The following is a 14,267-nucleotide window of genomic DNA, read 5'->3' on the forward strand; positions in this document are numbered from 1 at the left end:
CCCTCGCCCTGCCCCTGGGGCTGCATGCCACCGAGCCCTGGTACCTCTACCCCCGCCCCCGCGCGGCCGGCCCGGCCCCTACGGCGCCGCCCCGGCAGCGGGAGGTCCGGCCGACGGTGCGGCCGAGCGTGGCGCGGATCGTCGAAGGCATGCCGGGGATGCCGGCATACGTGATGAACGACCGCCTCGATGTGCTGGCCGCCAACCCACTGGGCCGGGCCCTGTACTCGGAGATGTACGCCGATGCGACCTGCGGGGCGAACGTCGCCCGGTTCGCGTTCTTCAATCCGGCAGCCAGGCGGTTCTACACCGACTGGGAGCGCATGGCCCGCTTCGCCGTGGGCGCGCTGCGCGTCGAGGCGGGGAAGAGCCCCTACGACCGGGAACTGTCGAACCTGATCGGTGAACTGTCCACCCGCAGCGGCACCTTCCGTGTGATGTGGGGATCCCACGACGTGCATGTCTTCCGCGAGAGCACCAAACGCCTCCACCATCCGCTCGTCGGCGACCTCGAACTCGATCAGGAGACCATGAGCCTGCCAGACGAAAGCGGCCTGAGCGTGGTTGTCTACAGCGCGCCCCCCGAAACCGCCGCTGAGGACGGCCTGAAGCTGCTCGCCAGCTGGTCCGCCACAACCGGACTAGAGCAGGACACGGAATCCACGAGCAAACCGTCGACCCGGCAGCCCTGACGGGCTACACCTGCCCGAAGAACCGCTCCACCCCGCTTGCGGCCACCTGCGGAGCACATGTCGCCCAGCTCTGGTGACCAGGGCTGGGGAATTCCAGGCTCTGCCGGCGATCTCGTTATGCGCACCGCCGGACATACCTCCTGGCCATAGCTCCAGGGTCCTCCCATCCGGCGGCGCGGGGCCGGGTTATTCCTCGTCGGTGGCGTCCGGATCGCGCAGCGGACGCAGGCCGCCGGGCAGGTCGGGAAGCTGGAAGGAGTACCGGCCGAGCATGTTGACGTGACGCCGCACGAACGGCGAGAGGCGGGCCACGTCCTCGTCACGGACGTCGAAGCCGTCCGCACGCAGTTCGCTCACCGCGGCGTCCATGTACCGCGTGTTGAACAGCACGAGTGCGTTGAGGGCCAAGCCCAGGGCGCCGATCTTCCATGCCGTCCTGGTAGCGCTGGTAGAGCTGCCCGGACCGGCCATGGAAGATCTTCCGGGCGAGGGAGTGGCGACCCTCCTGGAGGTTCGCCTGGCTCTTGATCTGCCGCCGGTAGCCGGGCTCGTCGGCCAGGCGCAGGATGTGCAGGGTCTTGGCGATCCGCCCGTAGTACGTCGCCAGCCGCAGATACGTCTGGTCGACATGGGACAGGCGCCCGTACTTCAGGGCGTCCGCGGCCCCGATGACCGGGGTGTAGCCGACGTTGCAGCTGTGCGCGACCAGCAGCGCGGCGATTGTCACGTGCAGGTCCTTCAGCCGGGCCTCGCCGCCGGTGACCGAGGTGAACGCCTGGTCGGCGCCGGTCCACGAGAACACCTCCAGCAGGGCCTCCGGCAGGTCGACACGGGGCAGCATCGCCTCCACTGCCTCCCGCAGTTGGCGCAGGGAGGCGGGTTCCCGCTCCGGCTCCAGCGCGGCGAAGTGCAGGCGGCCGTCGTCGAACACGATCTGCGAGTTCGCCGGCACCCGTGCGGCGACCTCACGGTAGGTGCCGTCCAGCAGCGCGGCCCGCGCTGCCAGGTGCTCACCCGCCTCGGCGGGCAGGTTGAGCGAGGCGAGAACGGTTGGCTTGGCCTGCTCCCATGCGTCTCCGTTCAGCAGCTTCGCGCGGAGGTCGCCCCACTTGGAGGAGTTCTTCGCGAAAACCTGCTTGCTCCGCATCATCCGGTGCACCTGCTCCAGCACGCAGAACGCGTACGCCTTCCAGTCCACCGTGCCCGGCTCCAGGTGCGGCGCGGACAGCACCAGCCGCCGCCACGACCCGGCCAGCAGCCTGGTAGCGATCTCGGCGGGGCCGACCTTCTTGCGCCCCATCAGGTCCGGCAGCGACTTCAGCGCGTCCAGGACCGCCACGCCCTCCGGGGTGGCATCGAAGTCGACCACATCCACCAGCAGTTTCAGGAACGGCCGCACGACGGCGAACCGGGTGACCAGCTGGGTCCGCCATGCCTCGTCCGCGTCCGAGTCGAGCGGCGGGGTCAGCTCGAACAGCGCGGCGATCGCGGCCGCCAGCTCGCGCCGGGGCACCACCTGCTCGATCCGCTCCCACATCGCCTCCAGCGTCTCCACCTCTGGCGGGCTGATCTCCCCGGTGTCGGTGTCGACCTGCTCGCTGGTGGTGTCGAACACGATCTGGAACGCGGCGGCCAGCTTCGCCGACGCCCTCTCCACGCGCGGCAGGGTCTTCAGCTTCTCCTTCACCGTCTCCCGCTCCGCCCTGGCCAGCAGCTTCGTCGCGATCAGCACCTCCAGCAGGTCCAGGGCGTCATCGACCGCCCGGGACGTCAGGTAGACCGCAGTGGCCAGCAGCGTGGCCAGGCGCCGGGAGTCACCGTGCCGCTTGAGCAGCGACGCCTTGCCGTCGATCCCGTACCGGGACAGCTCCGCCAGCCGCCGCGGCGGTATCGCGGACACGTCCACCTCGCCCATCCCGAAGGCCGCGATCTCTTGTGCTCGCTCCAGAGCCCACTTCATCTGGGGCCCGGAGATCCGCACCGGCCCACGGCGCAGCCGGTCCAGCTCCGAGATCCGGGCGCCCGGCGGAACGGACAACAGCGAGTCCAGCACCGCCTGCTGGCCGGTGCTCAGCAGGCCGTACAGGGTGTCCCACAGGCGGTTGTTCGCCGTCTCCCGAACCGTGCCCACCAGCCGGGCCAGACGGCTGGCCCCGGGCAGCAGCACCCGGCGCTCGCGCAGCCACCCGGCCGCTGCGTCGAACAGCGACTTCGGCCCGTCGCCGGTCGTCCAGGCCCGCGCATCCAGCCACTCGCTCAGCTCGTCGCGCACCTCGGCGAAGTCACGCCAGCCTCCGGCCTCCTGGATCTCACCAGCGTGTGTGCGGGCCGTCCCGTCCCGCTCGCCGTACTCCTTCAGGCACGACGCATCCGCAATCCCCAACTGCTCGGCGAGGTACTCGGCGACCTGCACCGGCACCTGCCGCGGGTCCGGCATAAACCAGCCCAGGTAGCGCACGCTCGTCAGCTGGACCGCGAAGCCGAGCCGGTTGTGCGCACGCCGCTTGGCCTGCACTTTCTCCAGATCCGAGTCATCCAGGAAGAAGTACCGCTCCAGCTCCGCACGAGACGGCGCTCCGTTGAACGCCGCGTATTGGGCTGCCTGTTGATCAGACAGGAACTCGACTGCCACCCGGTCCTCCGAAGATCGACGATATCGACCCGCGAAGGCTGCGCCGTACGATCAGCCCAGGTCAAAGCGCCAATCGAGGCCGCGAGCGCTTAGCGCTCGATCTGACATGGATGTTCCTCAACCCCCTACTACGGCCTGCCCCAGGGGAGTCTCCTGGCCCGGTTGCCCATGCCGGCAAGGCGCATTCCTCGTCCAGGACCCTGCCTCCGGTCATGCGCGGTGCGGGAACGGGGTGGGGCGGCGGGGGGAAAGGTCGACTGGGAGCCGAATGGGAGAGGAATGCGAGAGGAATGGGAGAGGAATGGGAGTCGATCAAGGAAATCGCCCGCGCGGAGCTGCGGGTATCTGCCGGTTCCTGCGTGTTGGCGCGAGCGGGAACCGGTAGTTCCAGGGGCTCCGAACCGCCCCCTCAGCCCGCCGATTCCCCCGCGTGCGGGCTCAGTACGCCTGCGCTGACCAGGGCGAACAGGGCGATGCCGAGGAGGATGCGGTAGATGACGAACGGCATGAAGCTCTTCGTGGTGATGAACTTCATGAACCAGTTCATCGTCCAAGGCCCTCTGCCGCTTTGACCTGCGCCTTCACCCAGTCCCGAAGATCAGATGGGAGGGAGATGGGAGAAGCGGCGGCCATGTCCGGCCCCACGGAGCGCACGAAGCGCAGCCACCGCTGCTGCAGCGTGTCCATGATGCGCTGCTCCATCGCTGTTGTCACGTTCGCGTACAGACCTTCGACCCCTGCGATCTCATGGCCCATCCGGGTCTCCACCGCGATGCGGCTGTGCCCGTCCTCGTCGAGCCATTCCTTGTGCCCGTGCCGCAGCAGGTACAGGCGCTTGCCGGCGTAGGCCGTCGCCGGGATCTCCGGAAGCGGTCGCCGGGAGACGACCGTCTGCCGCTGCCCCAGTCGGACCCGTTCGAAGACCCCCGATGCAAGGCGCCCGTCGGCGATCGGACGCCAGTAGTGGTAGGTGAAGTTCGCGTTGACGAGCAGCGACCCGTTGACGCTGCGGAACACCCACTCGTCTTGGCTGCTCGCCAGCAGCAGTTCCAGCAACTCGGCGAGGAACGGCGGGATGACCAGGTCCCGGTAGCTTTCGTACTTAGGCGGGAACAGCTTCGGCTCGCCCTCTTCGCGCTGGTGCTGCCACTGCACCCGGATGACAGGCATGCGCCGCTCGCCGGCGTACCTCCCCAGACTCTCGACTCGCCGCTCGGCGTCGGGATCGGCATCTGGCCAGGCCGGGTGGCAGAACTCGCGGCGCAGCGCGTACAGCTCGGCGGGGCGCATCCCGGTGAACGACATCGTCAGCACGAATACGTATCCGGGCAGGCCCCAGAACGTGAGGGCGTTCAGAGCGAGCTGATGGACATCCTCCATGCGCATTTCGCGCTTCTTCTCGCGGGGCTTCTTCCTGTACTTGCCGCGGCGCCGCTTCTTGCCCTTCGGTACGGGCGAAGACTGCCGCAGCTCATCATCCACGGCGTCGTCCATCAGCATCGAGAAGACCGTAAGGATCTCCTCGCCGTACTTCTCGCCCACGCTCGGCAGGGCCTTGAGTTGCTTCTTCCAGGTCCGGTACGCCGAGGGCTTGATGTCGCCGACGGCCGTCTCGCCCCAACGGGGCACTATGTACAGGCGGAGCATCGAGCGGATGGCTTTGTCCCGCAGGTGGCCGACCTCCAGAGTCTCGGGCCACGTGCGACAGTAGTCGCGCATCAGCACCGAGCCGTCGCGACGGCTGATGTAGCGGTCGTTACGGATGTCGCTCTCGCGGTCGAGACCGTAGTTGTACGCCTCATCTTCGGTCCAGTCCATGCTGGATTTGGAATCATAGATCGGTTTGCCGGTCTCAGGGTCCACCCGGCCGGTGTCCCATCGCACGCGGCAACTGCGCCCTCGCCACTCAATCCAGGGCATGACCGTCCTCCCCGTGAAATCGCGGAGGCCGGCGGACTGACCGCCGGCCTCTCAAGCTGCGCTAGCTGGCCTCCCTGATCGTTTCTGCTATCAGGCACCCTCCGCACTCGGCGCAGTCCGCTCCCGCCTCCCGGACCAGTTCGCGGATCGCCGCGCGTGCGGTCACATCGGACTGGACCCGTGGTGTTGCTACACAGACCATCCTCTCAGCCTGCTTTTTGATCCAACCGGTGAACTGCGGCCCATAGTCGGCTATGTACAGCTCTCCGCGCACCATGGCTCCCCCTTCTCGGGTTCGGGGAACCCCCCAAGGTGTGTGCTTCGACTGTGCCACATTCAACGTCTTGTGGGACCGGCTAGGACCAAAGTGATCCCGTACATGGCATGTTGCGATTCGGTCGCACGAAATGGTTGTACTGCGGTGGGTTGATCTTCAGGGGATGATGCCCTGTTTTTTCAGGTCGGCGACCACGCGAGCACTCAGATCCCGGATCTCCTGCGCGGTCAAGTGATCGGTGACGGCGATCGATGCGGACTCCACCGAGCGCTGCACCGCTGCGGCGGCATCGACACCCTGCGGCTCGACGATCTTCGCGCCGTACTGGCCCGGGGCCAACTCGCCCGTGAGGAGGACGGGTTCCTGTCCGTCCGCAACGGACAGGCAGGTGCCCGGCGCCCACCCGAGCGCCTTGTCAATCTTCTTGTAATTCATCTCGCGCACAGGCTGTCCGCGCTCGACACGATGCCAAGTGTCCTTCGACATCTCTGCCGCGGCGGATGCGGCGGCCCGGGAGAGGCGCAGGTCTAGGCGGCGGTGCAGTACGTAGTCCGCCAGCCGGGTCAGGTCTGTGGGGGAGGCCATGCGGCCATCATCGCAGGACCGGCTAGGACCAGATAGGACCGGGGGCTAGGTGGGCTGGAAATTGCGCACAGGTAGCCGACAATCGCCCACCGTGGGCGCTATCTACGCTAAGAATCTTGATAGCTACCTAGCGGAATACGCTAACTCACGCTAGCTTCTACGTATGCACAGACCCCTTCCCACCTTCCGGGTGAACGGGGCGGCAATACGCACGATCCGCATGTCCGCAGGTCTGAGCACGTCCGAGACGGCCGAGCGCGCTGGCATCAGTCGGCGCTACCTCAACCACCTCGAAAACGGCTACCGCGACCGCATGCGGCCGGGGCGATACGCCGCACTCCGAACGGCACTGGGCCTTAACCCTGATGACCAGCGGCTCCTCGCCCGCCTTCCGCACGAGGAACCTGACTAGAGAGGTAGCTGTGGCCAGCGAGAAGTTCGAGAAGTACGCCCGGCCCATCCCGCCGGCGGACCCGGATGCCGAGTACATGACGATCCAGGAGACCGCCTACGTGCTGCGCATCGGCGTCACCCTGGCCCGCCAGTTGGTCAAGAAGACCGGCCTGCACAGCCGCATGGGCCGCCGGATCGTCACCAGCAAAGCCGACCGAGCCGGGCTCTACGAAGCGTGCCACGCAGGCGGCCGTGTCCGTCGCCGGACCACCCGCCGCCGCACCCCCACCGCTGCCTAACGGTATGCGGCCCCAACCGCCGGGCTCTCACACACCGGCAGCCGGGGCCTACGAGATCCACCCCTCTGCACGCATCCATCCTGCGAGAGAGAAGAGGACCCCGTGTCCCACATGATCCCAGACCGGCCGGGTGAGCTGGTCTTGACCGAGTCCCGCACGATGCGGGCGCAGACCGCCGGCCGTGTCGAGGTGCTCGACAAGGTGAAGGCGCTGGCGCTGCTGCCGGACGGTGTGCACGCCGACATCCCCTCCGTCGCCTCCTACTACGAGGTCGACGTCGACGCCATCGAGAGCGTCATCCGCCGCAACCGCGACGAGCTCGCCGACAACGGGCTGCGGGTCCTGCGCGGCGAGGAGTACCGGGCGTTTGTCTCCGTCAACCTGACGGACGCAAATCCGAAGGCCCGGTCACTGACCGTCCTGTCCCGCCGCACGATCCTGAACGTCGGCCAGCTGCTGACCGACTCGGACGTGGCCCGCCGGGTGCGCACCTACCTGCTGGAGGTGGAGGAGGCCGCGGCGCCGGAGGCCCGCGGCGAGGCTGCCGAGAGCGTGGTCCTGGCCGAGGCGCGGATGCGGGTATTGAAGGCCGCGGAGGGCATCGTGGATGCGGCGTGGCTGGAGGCGAGGGCCCGGCTGGTGGCGGCGAAGGCGCTCGGCGAGGAGCCGGAGCCCGACCCGCAGGACGCGCCGCTGTACATCCCCGACTTCCTGAAGGCCAAGGGCTTGAAGCGCCGGGACGTCGAGTCGGTGCAGTCGTGGTTCGGCCGGCGTGCTGCGGCATTGTTCGAGGAGCGGCACGGGGCCAAGCCGGGGAAGCGGCAGACGGACCTGCCGAACGGCAGCGTGCGTGAGACGTATGCGTGGACGCGCCGTGATCTGCAGGTGTTCGAGGAGACGTGGACGCGTTTCTACGCGGACCGCTACCCGTCGCAGGGGCAGCTCGGGGGTGCGGCATGAACGCGGATCTGGCCCCCGTCCCGGTCCCCGACGCGGTGACCGCGCTCAAGGCCCGCCGTCTCCCGCCGCACGTGGCGGACGCCGTGCGCGCCCAGGCCGCTGCGGTGTACGCGTACCGGCTGGCCCGTGGCCCGCTGTACGCCGAGGCCCGCGCGGTGCAGCTGTCCCGCATCGCCCGCGCCAACAAGACGCTGGCCACGGTGCCGTCGCGGCAGTCGCTGGTCGTGCGAGGTGCGGCATGAGTCCCGTGCGTGAACTGCCCTCCGGCCGCCGCGCCGAGATCGACGACCTGCTGTGGGGCGACACCGCCTCTGCCGCTGAACTGCGCGCGGCCGGGCGTGAGCTGGCTGCTGAGGTGGACCGGCTGCGCTTCCTGGTCGCCAGGCAGTCCCTGCTGCTGGTGCAGGCACAACGTGACGCCAGCACCGCCCTCGCCCGCACCGGGGGTGAGTGGTGAAGACGACGACCCCGCGCCCCGCGGTCGAGGCACCGCAGGAAGAGCGGTACGTGATCGGCCGGACCGGCGTGTTCGCGACCCTCTGGGACCGGCAGGAGAAGCGGCTGGTCGTGGACAATGCGACCGAGGAGCACTGCTGCCGGGTGCGCGCCGGGCTCATTGAGCAGAACCACGCCGTCGACCCCGCCGACGCCGCGTTCGCCCGGCTGGCTGTCGAGCACCCCGAGTGCTGCTCCACCGCCGCCGACTACCCCGACTGGACCTGCGGGGGTGTGTCGTGACACGCGAAGCACGCTTGGTGGCGGTGGCGGCCCGGGTCTTCCGCGACCTAGCGGAGGACGATGCCCGCCTCCCGGACACCTGCGGATGGGAGATCGGGGTGACGCCCGACGGCCTGCCGCTGATCTCCGGCAAGTTGTCCACCGCCGATCCCGACGACGCGATGACCGTACTCGCGCTGGTCGGCGAGCACCGCACGTGGCGGCTGCTGGACGTGGACGACCCGGCCCGCATCGCGATCACGTTCACGTGGCCGGAGCCGGAGCACGGCAAGCCGAGGCCCGAGCCGGAGGCCGTCGTGCAGCTGTGGGCCCCGGCCCTGGCGGAGGTGAGGGCCGCGTGACCGCCGCGCCGTCCGTCGCCGTCGTCGACTTCCTTGTCCTGGTCGCGCTGCTGCGCCGCATCAGCGACCTGGAGGACCAGCTCGCCGGGGCCCGGCTGAGCGTCGAACAGCAGCAGACCGACCACATCAACTGGCGGCTGGAGTACGGGCCGCGACCCAGGGGGAACCAGTGACCGACAACAAGACGCTCACCGTCGCCGAAGGGGCCGCCCTGATCTGCGCTCCGACCGAGCTGCGGTCTGCAGCTGAGAGGGCCGCGCGCCCCGAGCCCGATGTTGCCGGGCGGTTCGCTCGCGACACGGCCCGGCACGAGATGACCGTCCTGCATGACGAGGGCCTGTACCGGCACCTGCTTTTCCGTGAGACGAACCACTCGTTCTACTGGTTCGAACTCATCACGACGCCCGGTCAGCTCGTCTTCTCGGGCGATGGCGAGAGCTTCGTCTTCCGCCGCATCACGGACATGTTCGAGTTCTTCCGCTCCGGTCTCAGGCCCGACGGGACGATCGAACTCAACCCGCACTACTGGTCGGAGAAGCTGGCCAGCGACCGCGGCAGCGTCATGGGCTACCAGGAAGACCTGTTCGTCAAGGTCGTCTGGGAGCAGGCCAATCACCTGATCGAGCAGGAGCACGTGGAGCCCGAGCAGGTGGACCGGTTCCGGCAGACGATCAAGGACGACATCGTCGAGGGCGGGATGTACGCGACCGCCGACGAGGCGTACCGCACCGTCGAGGAGTTCGAGTTCTACAACGACCCCTCGAAGGAATTCGATTACCGCTATGAGGCCGACGTCCGCTTCGAGGACGCCTGGGAGTGGTTCAGCGCTACGCAGGACTACGACTGGTGGTTCCTGTGGGCCTGCCACGCGATCGTGTGGGGCATCGCCCGGTACGACGCCGCGAAGGCGGTGGCGGCATGAGCTACCTCCGCCGCATCACCGCCGTCACCGTCGCGCTGCTGCTGGCCGCGTCCGCGCTGACGGCGTGCACCGACCGGGACGACGACTGCGACGCCCTGTCCATGGCCCCGGCGGCGGTGTCCGTACCGCTGAAGCCCGGCCCCGGCGCCCGCAGCGGTTCGCGCGGCAAGGCGGCCAAGCCGAAGGCGAAGACGCCGAAGCACACGACCGGCCGCACGCACACCCACGACTACTGCGACGAGGACTGAGGCATGAACGCCGAGCAGTGGAACGAGAAGCACCCCGTCGGTACGCCCGTCATCGCCTACCCCGGCGTCCGCCCGAAGCATCCGCTCGCCGTGGCGGTGCGCAAGCGGCAGGAGTCCGGCGGCTACGTCGATCCGGGCGATGTCGACCTGTGCAGGCGGCTGGTGACCGTGACCCGCACCCCGGCCTGGACGCTCGGCCACGGCGCGGCCGTCGTGTCCGTCGAGGGCTACGCGGGCGGCATCTGCCTCACCCACATCGACGTGACGGGCGAGGTGGCGGCGTGAGCTACCCGCATCTGCTGACCGCCGAGGCCACGGACATGTGGCCGTCGATCCGCGGCTTCGTGGCGTGGCTGGACGACGCCAACGGCCGCGACGAGCAGGAGAAGACCCTCCGCATCCTGAAGATCGTGGAGGAGGCGGGGGAGGTCGCCCAGGCCTGGATCGGCATGACCGGCCAGAACCCCCGCAAGGGCGTCACCCACACCCGTGAGGACGTCGCCGACGAACTGTGCGACGTGATGATCACGGCGGCGACTGCGCTCGCCTCGGTCGTCGACAAACCCGAGCAGGTCTTCGCCGCACACCTGGGCCGCGTCCAGCAGCGGGTGAGCGAACTGGAGGCGCGCCGTGGCTGACGACCGCTTGGAGCAGGCCCGGCGTATCGCCGTCGAGCTGGAGAACGCCCTCGCCCGCGTCACTGGCCTCGCGCAGGTCTGGCGGGACGCCCCTGACCCGCTCGCGCGGGCCATGGGTGCCGACCTCCTCAGCGCCATCGAGGGGCTGCAGGACAAGGACGGTGCGGCATGAGGTCCCCGATCGCCGCCGTCCGCTCCCGGGCCCGGCACCGCGGCAAGACCCCGGGCCAACTGCGCGCCGAGTGCGACGACCTGGCGTGCGCCGTCGTGCGGCTCACCGCCGAGAACGACCGGCTACGGGCAGCGCTCGCGGCCCGGTCCGAGAAGGAAGAGGTGGTGTCGTGAGCGTGTTTCCCGCCCGCCGGCCGAACGGCCTACGCGTCCTGGACGCCTTCTGCTGCGCCGGCGGCATGGCGATGGGCTACCACCTGGCCGGCTTCGAGGTGGTCGGCGTCGACATCGAGCCCCAGCCGCACTACCCGTTCACCTTCGTCCAGGGCGACGCCATCGAGTACATCCACGAGCACGGCCGCGAGTTCGACCTCGGTCACGGCAGCCCGCCGTGCCAGGCCTACACGCCGCTGAACGCCTACAACCACAAGGTCTACCCGGACCTGATCGCGCCGACCCGGAAGGCGTTCGAGACGGCCGGCCTGCCGTATGTCATCGAGAACGTGGAGGCGGCGGCGGCCGAGCTGAGGGATCCGCTGATGTTGTGCGGCCCGATGTTCGGCCTGAGGGTCTACCGGCACCGACTGTTCGAGACGGACTGGGATCTGACCGCGCCCGGGCATCCGGTGCACGTGGAGCGGTGCGTCCGTAACGGCTATCTGCCGACGCCGGAGCGGCCGTTCATGTCGATCCACGGCGGCAAGCACTCCCGGGCGTGGCAGCGCGCCGCCTGCGACGCCATGGGAATGCCGTGGATCAAGGTGCCGGAGGATGCCGGCGTCGACCGGATCAAGCTCGGCATCCGCGAGGTGTGCGAGGCGATCCCGCCAGCCTACGCCCGCTACGTCGGCGAGGCGTTCGCGGCGGCGGCCCAGGCGGAGGTGGCGGCATGACCCGCCCGCCGCTCGTCGGAGCCGCCCTGTGGAACATGGTGATGAAGAACGCTGGCGGCCGCTGCGAGTGCCGCGGGGTGTGCGGAAGCAAGCATGATCCCGAGCGGCGCGGGCGGCAGATGCGCTGCCCGCACGAGAACGGAATGAACGTCAGCAAGATCGGCGAGATCAAGCTGATCGCCGTGCCGCGCGACCCGTCGGTGGACTTCACGACCGCCGCGTCCCTGTCGGCCTCCCGGCTGATCGCACTGTGCCCGTCGTGCGACGGGGCCGTGCGCCGGATCTTCAAGCGGGCGGAGAAGAAGCTCCCGCCGCAGGAGGACGGCCTCTTCGACAGCGCCCCGTACTACGTCGACCCGGCCAGCACGAAGCAGGCCGACGTCGGCGCCGCATAGAGCCAGCCGGGCCGCCGGATGACTCCGGCCGGCGGCCCGGCGATCCACCACCCGCCGCGCGGGCCCTGCCCGCACCCCGGCCGCCCGCACCATCCCCCGAACCGCGGGCGACCGGGGCCCTCGCACCCTTCTGGAGGTCCATATGGGCCGCATCATTCGCATCGGCCGCTGGGAAGCCGACTGGCACCAGCGCGCCCTCCACATCTTCCGAGGCCCCGACCCGCACTGCAGCCGCTGCGGCGGCACCGGCGGCGGCTGGAGGCCCACCGGCCACGGACCCGACTGGGACGGCTGCGCCTGCCTCGACGACATCCGCACCTGGCGCATCCCCCTCTGGCGGCGGCGCAGCTTCGAGGAGGCACCGTTCTGATGACCGCTCCCCGCCGCGCATTCGACACCGACAACGGCCGCTACTACACCGACCCGGCCGGCGGCCCCGACCTGGTATCCGTCACCAACGTCATCGACACCGCCGTCAACAAGAGCCGTGCGCTGGTGCCGTGGGGCGTCAAGCTCACCGTCGAGCACGTCCTCGACAACGTCATGAGCATCGTGAGCCGCGTCGTCGCCGACCGGCCCGGACTCACGACCGAGATCAAGGCCGTGCACCGCGACGCGAAGGAGCGCGCCGCCGACCTCGGCGACCGCATCCACGCCGCCGCCGAAGCCCGCGTCCTCGGCGCCCCGGTACCGGCCGACGCGGAGGTCGCCCCGTACATCGCGCAGCTCGACCTGTGGCTGGCCGCGTGGGGCGTGGACCTGGCCGAGCACATTGAGGCCACCGAGATTACGGTGATGCACCGGCGTCTCGGTTACGCGGGCACTGCCGACCTGATGGTGTGGCTGCCCACCGGCCCCCGCAGGCGCTTTGAGCTGTGGCTGATCGACTACAAGACGTCGGCGACCCGCCCGGCCCAGAGCGTCTACCCGGAGAACTGCCTCCAGCTGGCCGCGCTGCGCTACGCCGAAACCGTCCTGCTCCCGGACGACTCCGACGCGCCGATGCCCCGCATCGAGCGGACCGGCGTCCTCAACCTGCGCGCGAAGTCGCACGCGCTGGTGCCGATGCCCGCCGGTCGGGCCGCGCACAAGGCGTTCCGCGGCGCTCTCGCAACGACGCGGTGGCTGCACGCAGCCGCCTCCTCGCATCCCGCGCTGCTCCCGCCGTCGGCGGCTGCGCCCTCGCACCGAAAGGCAGCCTGACATGGGCTCCCGGCTCCTGAACATCCAGCGCCGCGCCGCCGAACACGGGCGGCTCCGCACCGGCTGCACCCAGGGCGGCAAACCGGTCCGCTCCGCGACCTGGGTCGTCACCTCCCATTCCGAAGAACACGTCCGCACCGCCGCCGCGCTGTGGGGCGGCGAGGTTGAGCAGTGGAGCCCGCTGAACTCCTCGATCTCCCAGTGGCGCGTCATCACCAAGTCCGCGTCCGTCGAAGCGCTGATCACTCCCGGTGATCCGCTCAACCAGTACAACGAGCTGTGGTCCAAGGGTGGCTGCCAGCGCCGCTGCGACGGCGAGACCGAACTGCTCTCCCGTCGGCCGTGCATCTGCTCCGCCCGCTTCGGCGAGGACTGGCACCAGCAGAAGAAGGGCGTCGTCTGCTCCGCCACCTCCCGCCTGAACGTCATGCTGCCCGACCTGTCCGGCATGGGCGTGTGGCGGGCCGAGACCCACAGCTTCTATGCCGCGTCCGAATGGGGTGCCATGGTCGACATCGTTCTCGCCGGGACCGACGGCCGCGGCTTCGTGCCGGTCACGCTGCGCATCGAGCCGCGGCAGGTCGTCCGCGAGGGCCAGACCAAGAAGTTCCCGGTCGTCGTGGTGGAGCTGCGCGGGGTCACACCCCGGCAGGCACTCGCCGGGCCGATGACGGCCGCGGTCGCCCTGGACCCGCCCGGGGCCGGGCAGGCGGTCGCCGCGCTCGAAGCGGCCCGCCCCGACTACCTCGCCGAGGCCGAGGCCGCGCTCACCCCGGACGACGTGGGCGACGTGTACCGCCGGGCGCACGCCGTCGGCCACCTCGACGACGACCTGATCGGTCGGCTTGCGGCCATCGCCGACCGCCTCAAGGCGGAGGCCGCCGACCCCGACGAGGACGGCGCCTACCCCGCCGAAGTCGTCGACGCCACCCCGTAACCCGCGGCTGTCCCCGCCCGCCG

22 protein-coding genes and 2 pseudogenes are annotated in these 14,267 nt (G+C 69.6%); 20 read left to right on the forward strand and 4 right to left on the reverse strand.

Annotation, left to right across the window (positions count from 1 at the left end; all coding sequences use genetic code 11):
• Nucleotides 1-692 (forward strand): transcriptional regulator (locus tag ACFV57_RS00005; RefSeq protein ID WP_385223917.1); only part of this gene is annotated, 692 nt, incomplete at its 5' end.
• Nucleotides 693-878: 186 nt separating this feature from the next.
• On the opposite strand, the pseudogene ACFV57_RS00010 reads toward ACFV57_RS00005, so the two are convergent.
• The 4 genes and pseudogenes from ACFV57_RS00010 to ACFV57_RS00025 form a co-directional block, all read right to left on the reverse strand.
• Nucleotides 879-3,324, reverse strand: a pseudogene (locus ACFV57_RS00010) (DUF4158 domain-containing protein).
• Nucleotides 3,325-3,733: 409 nt separating this feature from the next.
• A pseudogene (locus ACFV57_RS00015) lies at nt 3,734-3,865 on the reverse strand (undecaprenyl-diphosphatase); the annotation flags it as partial.
• A gap of 2 nt (nt 3,866-3,867) precedes the next feature.
• Nucleotides 3,868-5,244, reverse strand: coding sequence for an integrase (locus ACFV57_RS00020; protein ID WP_385223919.1), 1,377 nt, complete (start codon nt 5,242-5,244; stop codon nt 3,868-3,870).
• A gap of 433 nt (nt 5,245-5,677) precedes the next feature.
• On the reverse strand, nt 5,678-6,106 hold the full coding sequence (locus ACFV57_RS00025; protein WP_385223921.1) for a hypothetical protein: 429 nt from the start codon (nt 6,104-6,106) through the stop codon (nt 5,678-5,680).
• A 163-nt stretch (nt 6,107-6,269) separates the two neighbouring features.
• Here ACFV57_RS00025 and ACFV57_RS00030 point away from each other — a divergent pair, with 163 nt between their 5' ends.
• From ACFV57_RS00030 to ACFV57_RS00120, 19 genes are all read left to right on the forward strand, one after another.
• Nucleotides 6,270-6,518, forward strand: coding sequence for a helix-turn-helix domain-containing protein (locus ACFV57_RS00030; RefSeq protein ID WP_385223923.1), 249 nt, complete (start codon nt 6,270-6,272; stop codon nt 6,516-6,518).
• 10 nt (nt 6,519-6,528) lie between these two features.
• Nucleotides 6,529-6,798 carry a DNA-binding protein gene (locus ACFV57_RS00035; protein ID WP_385223925.1) on the forward strand — a complete coding sequence of 90 codons (270 nt, stop codon included), beginning with the start codon at nt 6,529-6,531 and terminating at the stop codon, nt 6,796-6,798.
• Nucleotides 6,799-6,909: 111 nt separating this feature from the next.
• Nucleotides 6,910-7,758: a hypothetical protein gene (locus tag ACFV57_RS00040; protein WP_385223927.1), complete on the forward strand. Its 849-nt coding sequence runs from the start codon at nt 6,910-6,912 to the stop codon at nt 7,756-7,758.
• Entirely contained in the window at nt 7,755-8,000 is a 246-nt protein-coding gene (locus tag ACFV57_RS00045; protein ID WP_385223929.1) for a hypothetical protein, read from the forward strand. The genes ACFV57_RS00040 and ACFV57_RS00045 overlap by 4 nt, the downstream gene beginning before the upstream one ends.
• Nucleotides 7,997-8,215: a hypothetical protein gene (locus ACFV57_RS00050; RefSeq protein ID WP_385223931.1), complete on the forward strand. Its 219-nt coding sequence runs from the start codon at nt 7,997-7,999 to the stop codon at nt 8,213-8,215. Before ACFV57_RS00045 ends, ACFV57_RS00050 begins: the two co-directional genes overlap by 4 nt.
• Complete coding sequence (locus ACFV57_RS00055) at nt 8,212-8,496, forward strand: hypothetical protein (RefSeq protein WP_385223933.1); 285 nt, start codon at nt 8,212-8,214, stop codon at nt 8,494-8,496. Before ACFV57_RS00050 ends, ACFV57_RS00055 begins: the two co-directional genes overlap by 4 nt.
• Entirely contained in the window at nt 8,493-8,837 is a 345-nt protein-coding gene (locus ACFV57_RS00060) for a hypothetical protein (protein ID WP_385223935.1), read from the forward strand. The genes ACFV57_RS00055 and ACFV57_RS00060 overlap by 4 nt, the downstream gene beginning before the upstream one ends.
• Complete coding sequence (locus ACFV57_RS00065) at nt 8,834-9,010, forward strand: hypothetical protein (RefSeq protein ID WP_385223937.1); 177 nt, start codon at nt 8,834-8,836, stop codon at nt 9,008-9,010. The genes ACFV57_RS00060 and ACFV57_RS00065 overlap by 4 nt, the downstream gene beginning before the upstream one ends.
• Nucleotides 9,007-9,759 (forward strand): hypothetical protein, encoded by a 753-nt coding sequence (locus ACFV57_RS00070; protein ID WP_385223939.1) that lies wholly within the window; start codon nt 9,007-9,009, stop codon nt 9,757-9,759. The genes ACFV57_RS00065 and ACFV57_RS00070 overlap by 4 nt, the downstream gene beginning before the upstream one ends.
• Complete coding sequence (locus tag ACFV57_RS00075) at nt 9,756-10,007, forward strand: hypothetical protein (RefSeq protein ID WP_385223941.1); 252 nt, start codon at nt 9,756-9,758, stop codon at nt 10,005-10,007. The genes ACFV57_RS00070 and ACFV57_RS00075 overlap by 4 nt, the downstream gene beginning before the upstream one ends.
• Before the next feature lie 3 nt (nt 10,008-10,010).
• Nucleotides 10,011-10,292 (forward strand): hypothetical protein, encoded by a 282-nt coding sequence (locus tag ACFV57_RS00080; RefSeq protein ID WP_385223943.1) that lies wholly within the window; start codon nt 10,011-10,013, stop codon nt 10,290-10,292.
• Nucleotides 10,289-10,645, forward strand: coding sequence for a MazG-like family protein (locus ACFV57_RS00085; protein ID WP_385223945.1), 357 nt, complete (start codon nt 10,289-10,291; stop codon nt 10,643-10,645). Before ACFV57_RS00080 ends, ACFV57_RS00085 begins: the two co-directional genes overlap by 4 nt.
• On the forward strand, nt 10,638-10,817 hold the full coding sequence (locus ACFV57_RS00090) for a hypothetical protein (RefSeq protein WP_385223947.1): 180 nt from the start codon (nt 10,638-10,640) through the stop codon (nt 10,815-10,817). Before ACFV57_RS00085 ends, ACFV57_RS00090 begins: the two co-directional genes overlap by 8 nt.
• Nucleotides 10,814-10,990, forward strand: a complete 177-nt coding sequence (locus ACFV57_RS00095) for a hypothetical protein (protein ID WP_385223949.1) — start codon at nt 10,814-10,816, stop codon at nt 10,988-10,990. Before ACFV57_RS00090 ends, ACFV57_RS00095 begins: the two co-directional genes overlap by 4 nt.
• On the forward strand, nt 10,987-11,709 hold the full coding sequence (locus ACFV57_RS00100; protein ID WP_385223951.1) for an SAM-dependent methyltransferase: 723 nt from the start codon (nt 10,987-10,989) through the stop codon (nt 11,707-11,709). The genes ACFV57_RS00095 and ACFV57_RS00100 overlap by 4 nt, the downstream gene beginning before the upstream one ends.
• A complete protein-coding gene (locus tag ACFV57_RS00105; RefSeq protein WP_385223953.1) occupies nt 11,706-12,104 on the forward strand; it encodes a hypothetical protein in 399 nt (132 codons plus the stop codon). Before ACFV57_RS00100 ends, ACFV57_RS00105 begins: the two co-directional genes overlap by 4 nt.
• Before the next feature lie 142 nt (nt 12,105-12,246).
• A complete protein-coding gene (locus tag ACFV57_RS00110; protein ID WP_385223955.1) occupies nt 12,247-12,474 on the forward strand; it encodes a hypothetical protein in 228 nt (75 codons plus the stop codon).
• A complete protein-coding gene (locus ACFV57_RS00115) occupies nt 12,474-13,307 on the forward strand; it encodes a hypothetical protein (protein ID WP_385223957.1) in 834 nt (277 codons plus the stop codon). Before ACFV57_RS00110 ends, ACFV57_RS00115 begins: the two co-directional genes overlap by 1 nt.
• A 1-nt stretch (nt 13,308) precedes the next feature.
• Entirely contained in the window at nt 13,309-14,244 is a 936-nt protein-coding gene (locus ACFV57_RS00120; RefSeq protein WP_385223959.1) for a hypothetical protein, read from the forward strand.
• The last annotated feature ends 23 nt before the right edge of the window (nt 14,245-14,267 follow it).

The sequence above is a fragment of the Streptomyces sp. NPDC059788 genome (assembly GCF_042732265.1).
GTDB lineage: Bacteria > Actinomycetota > Actinomycetes > Streptomycetales > Streptomycetaceae > Streptomyces.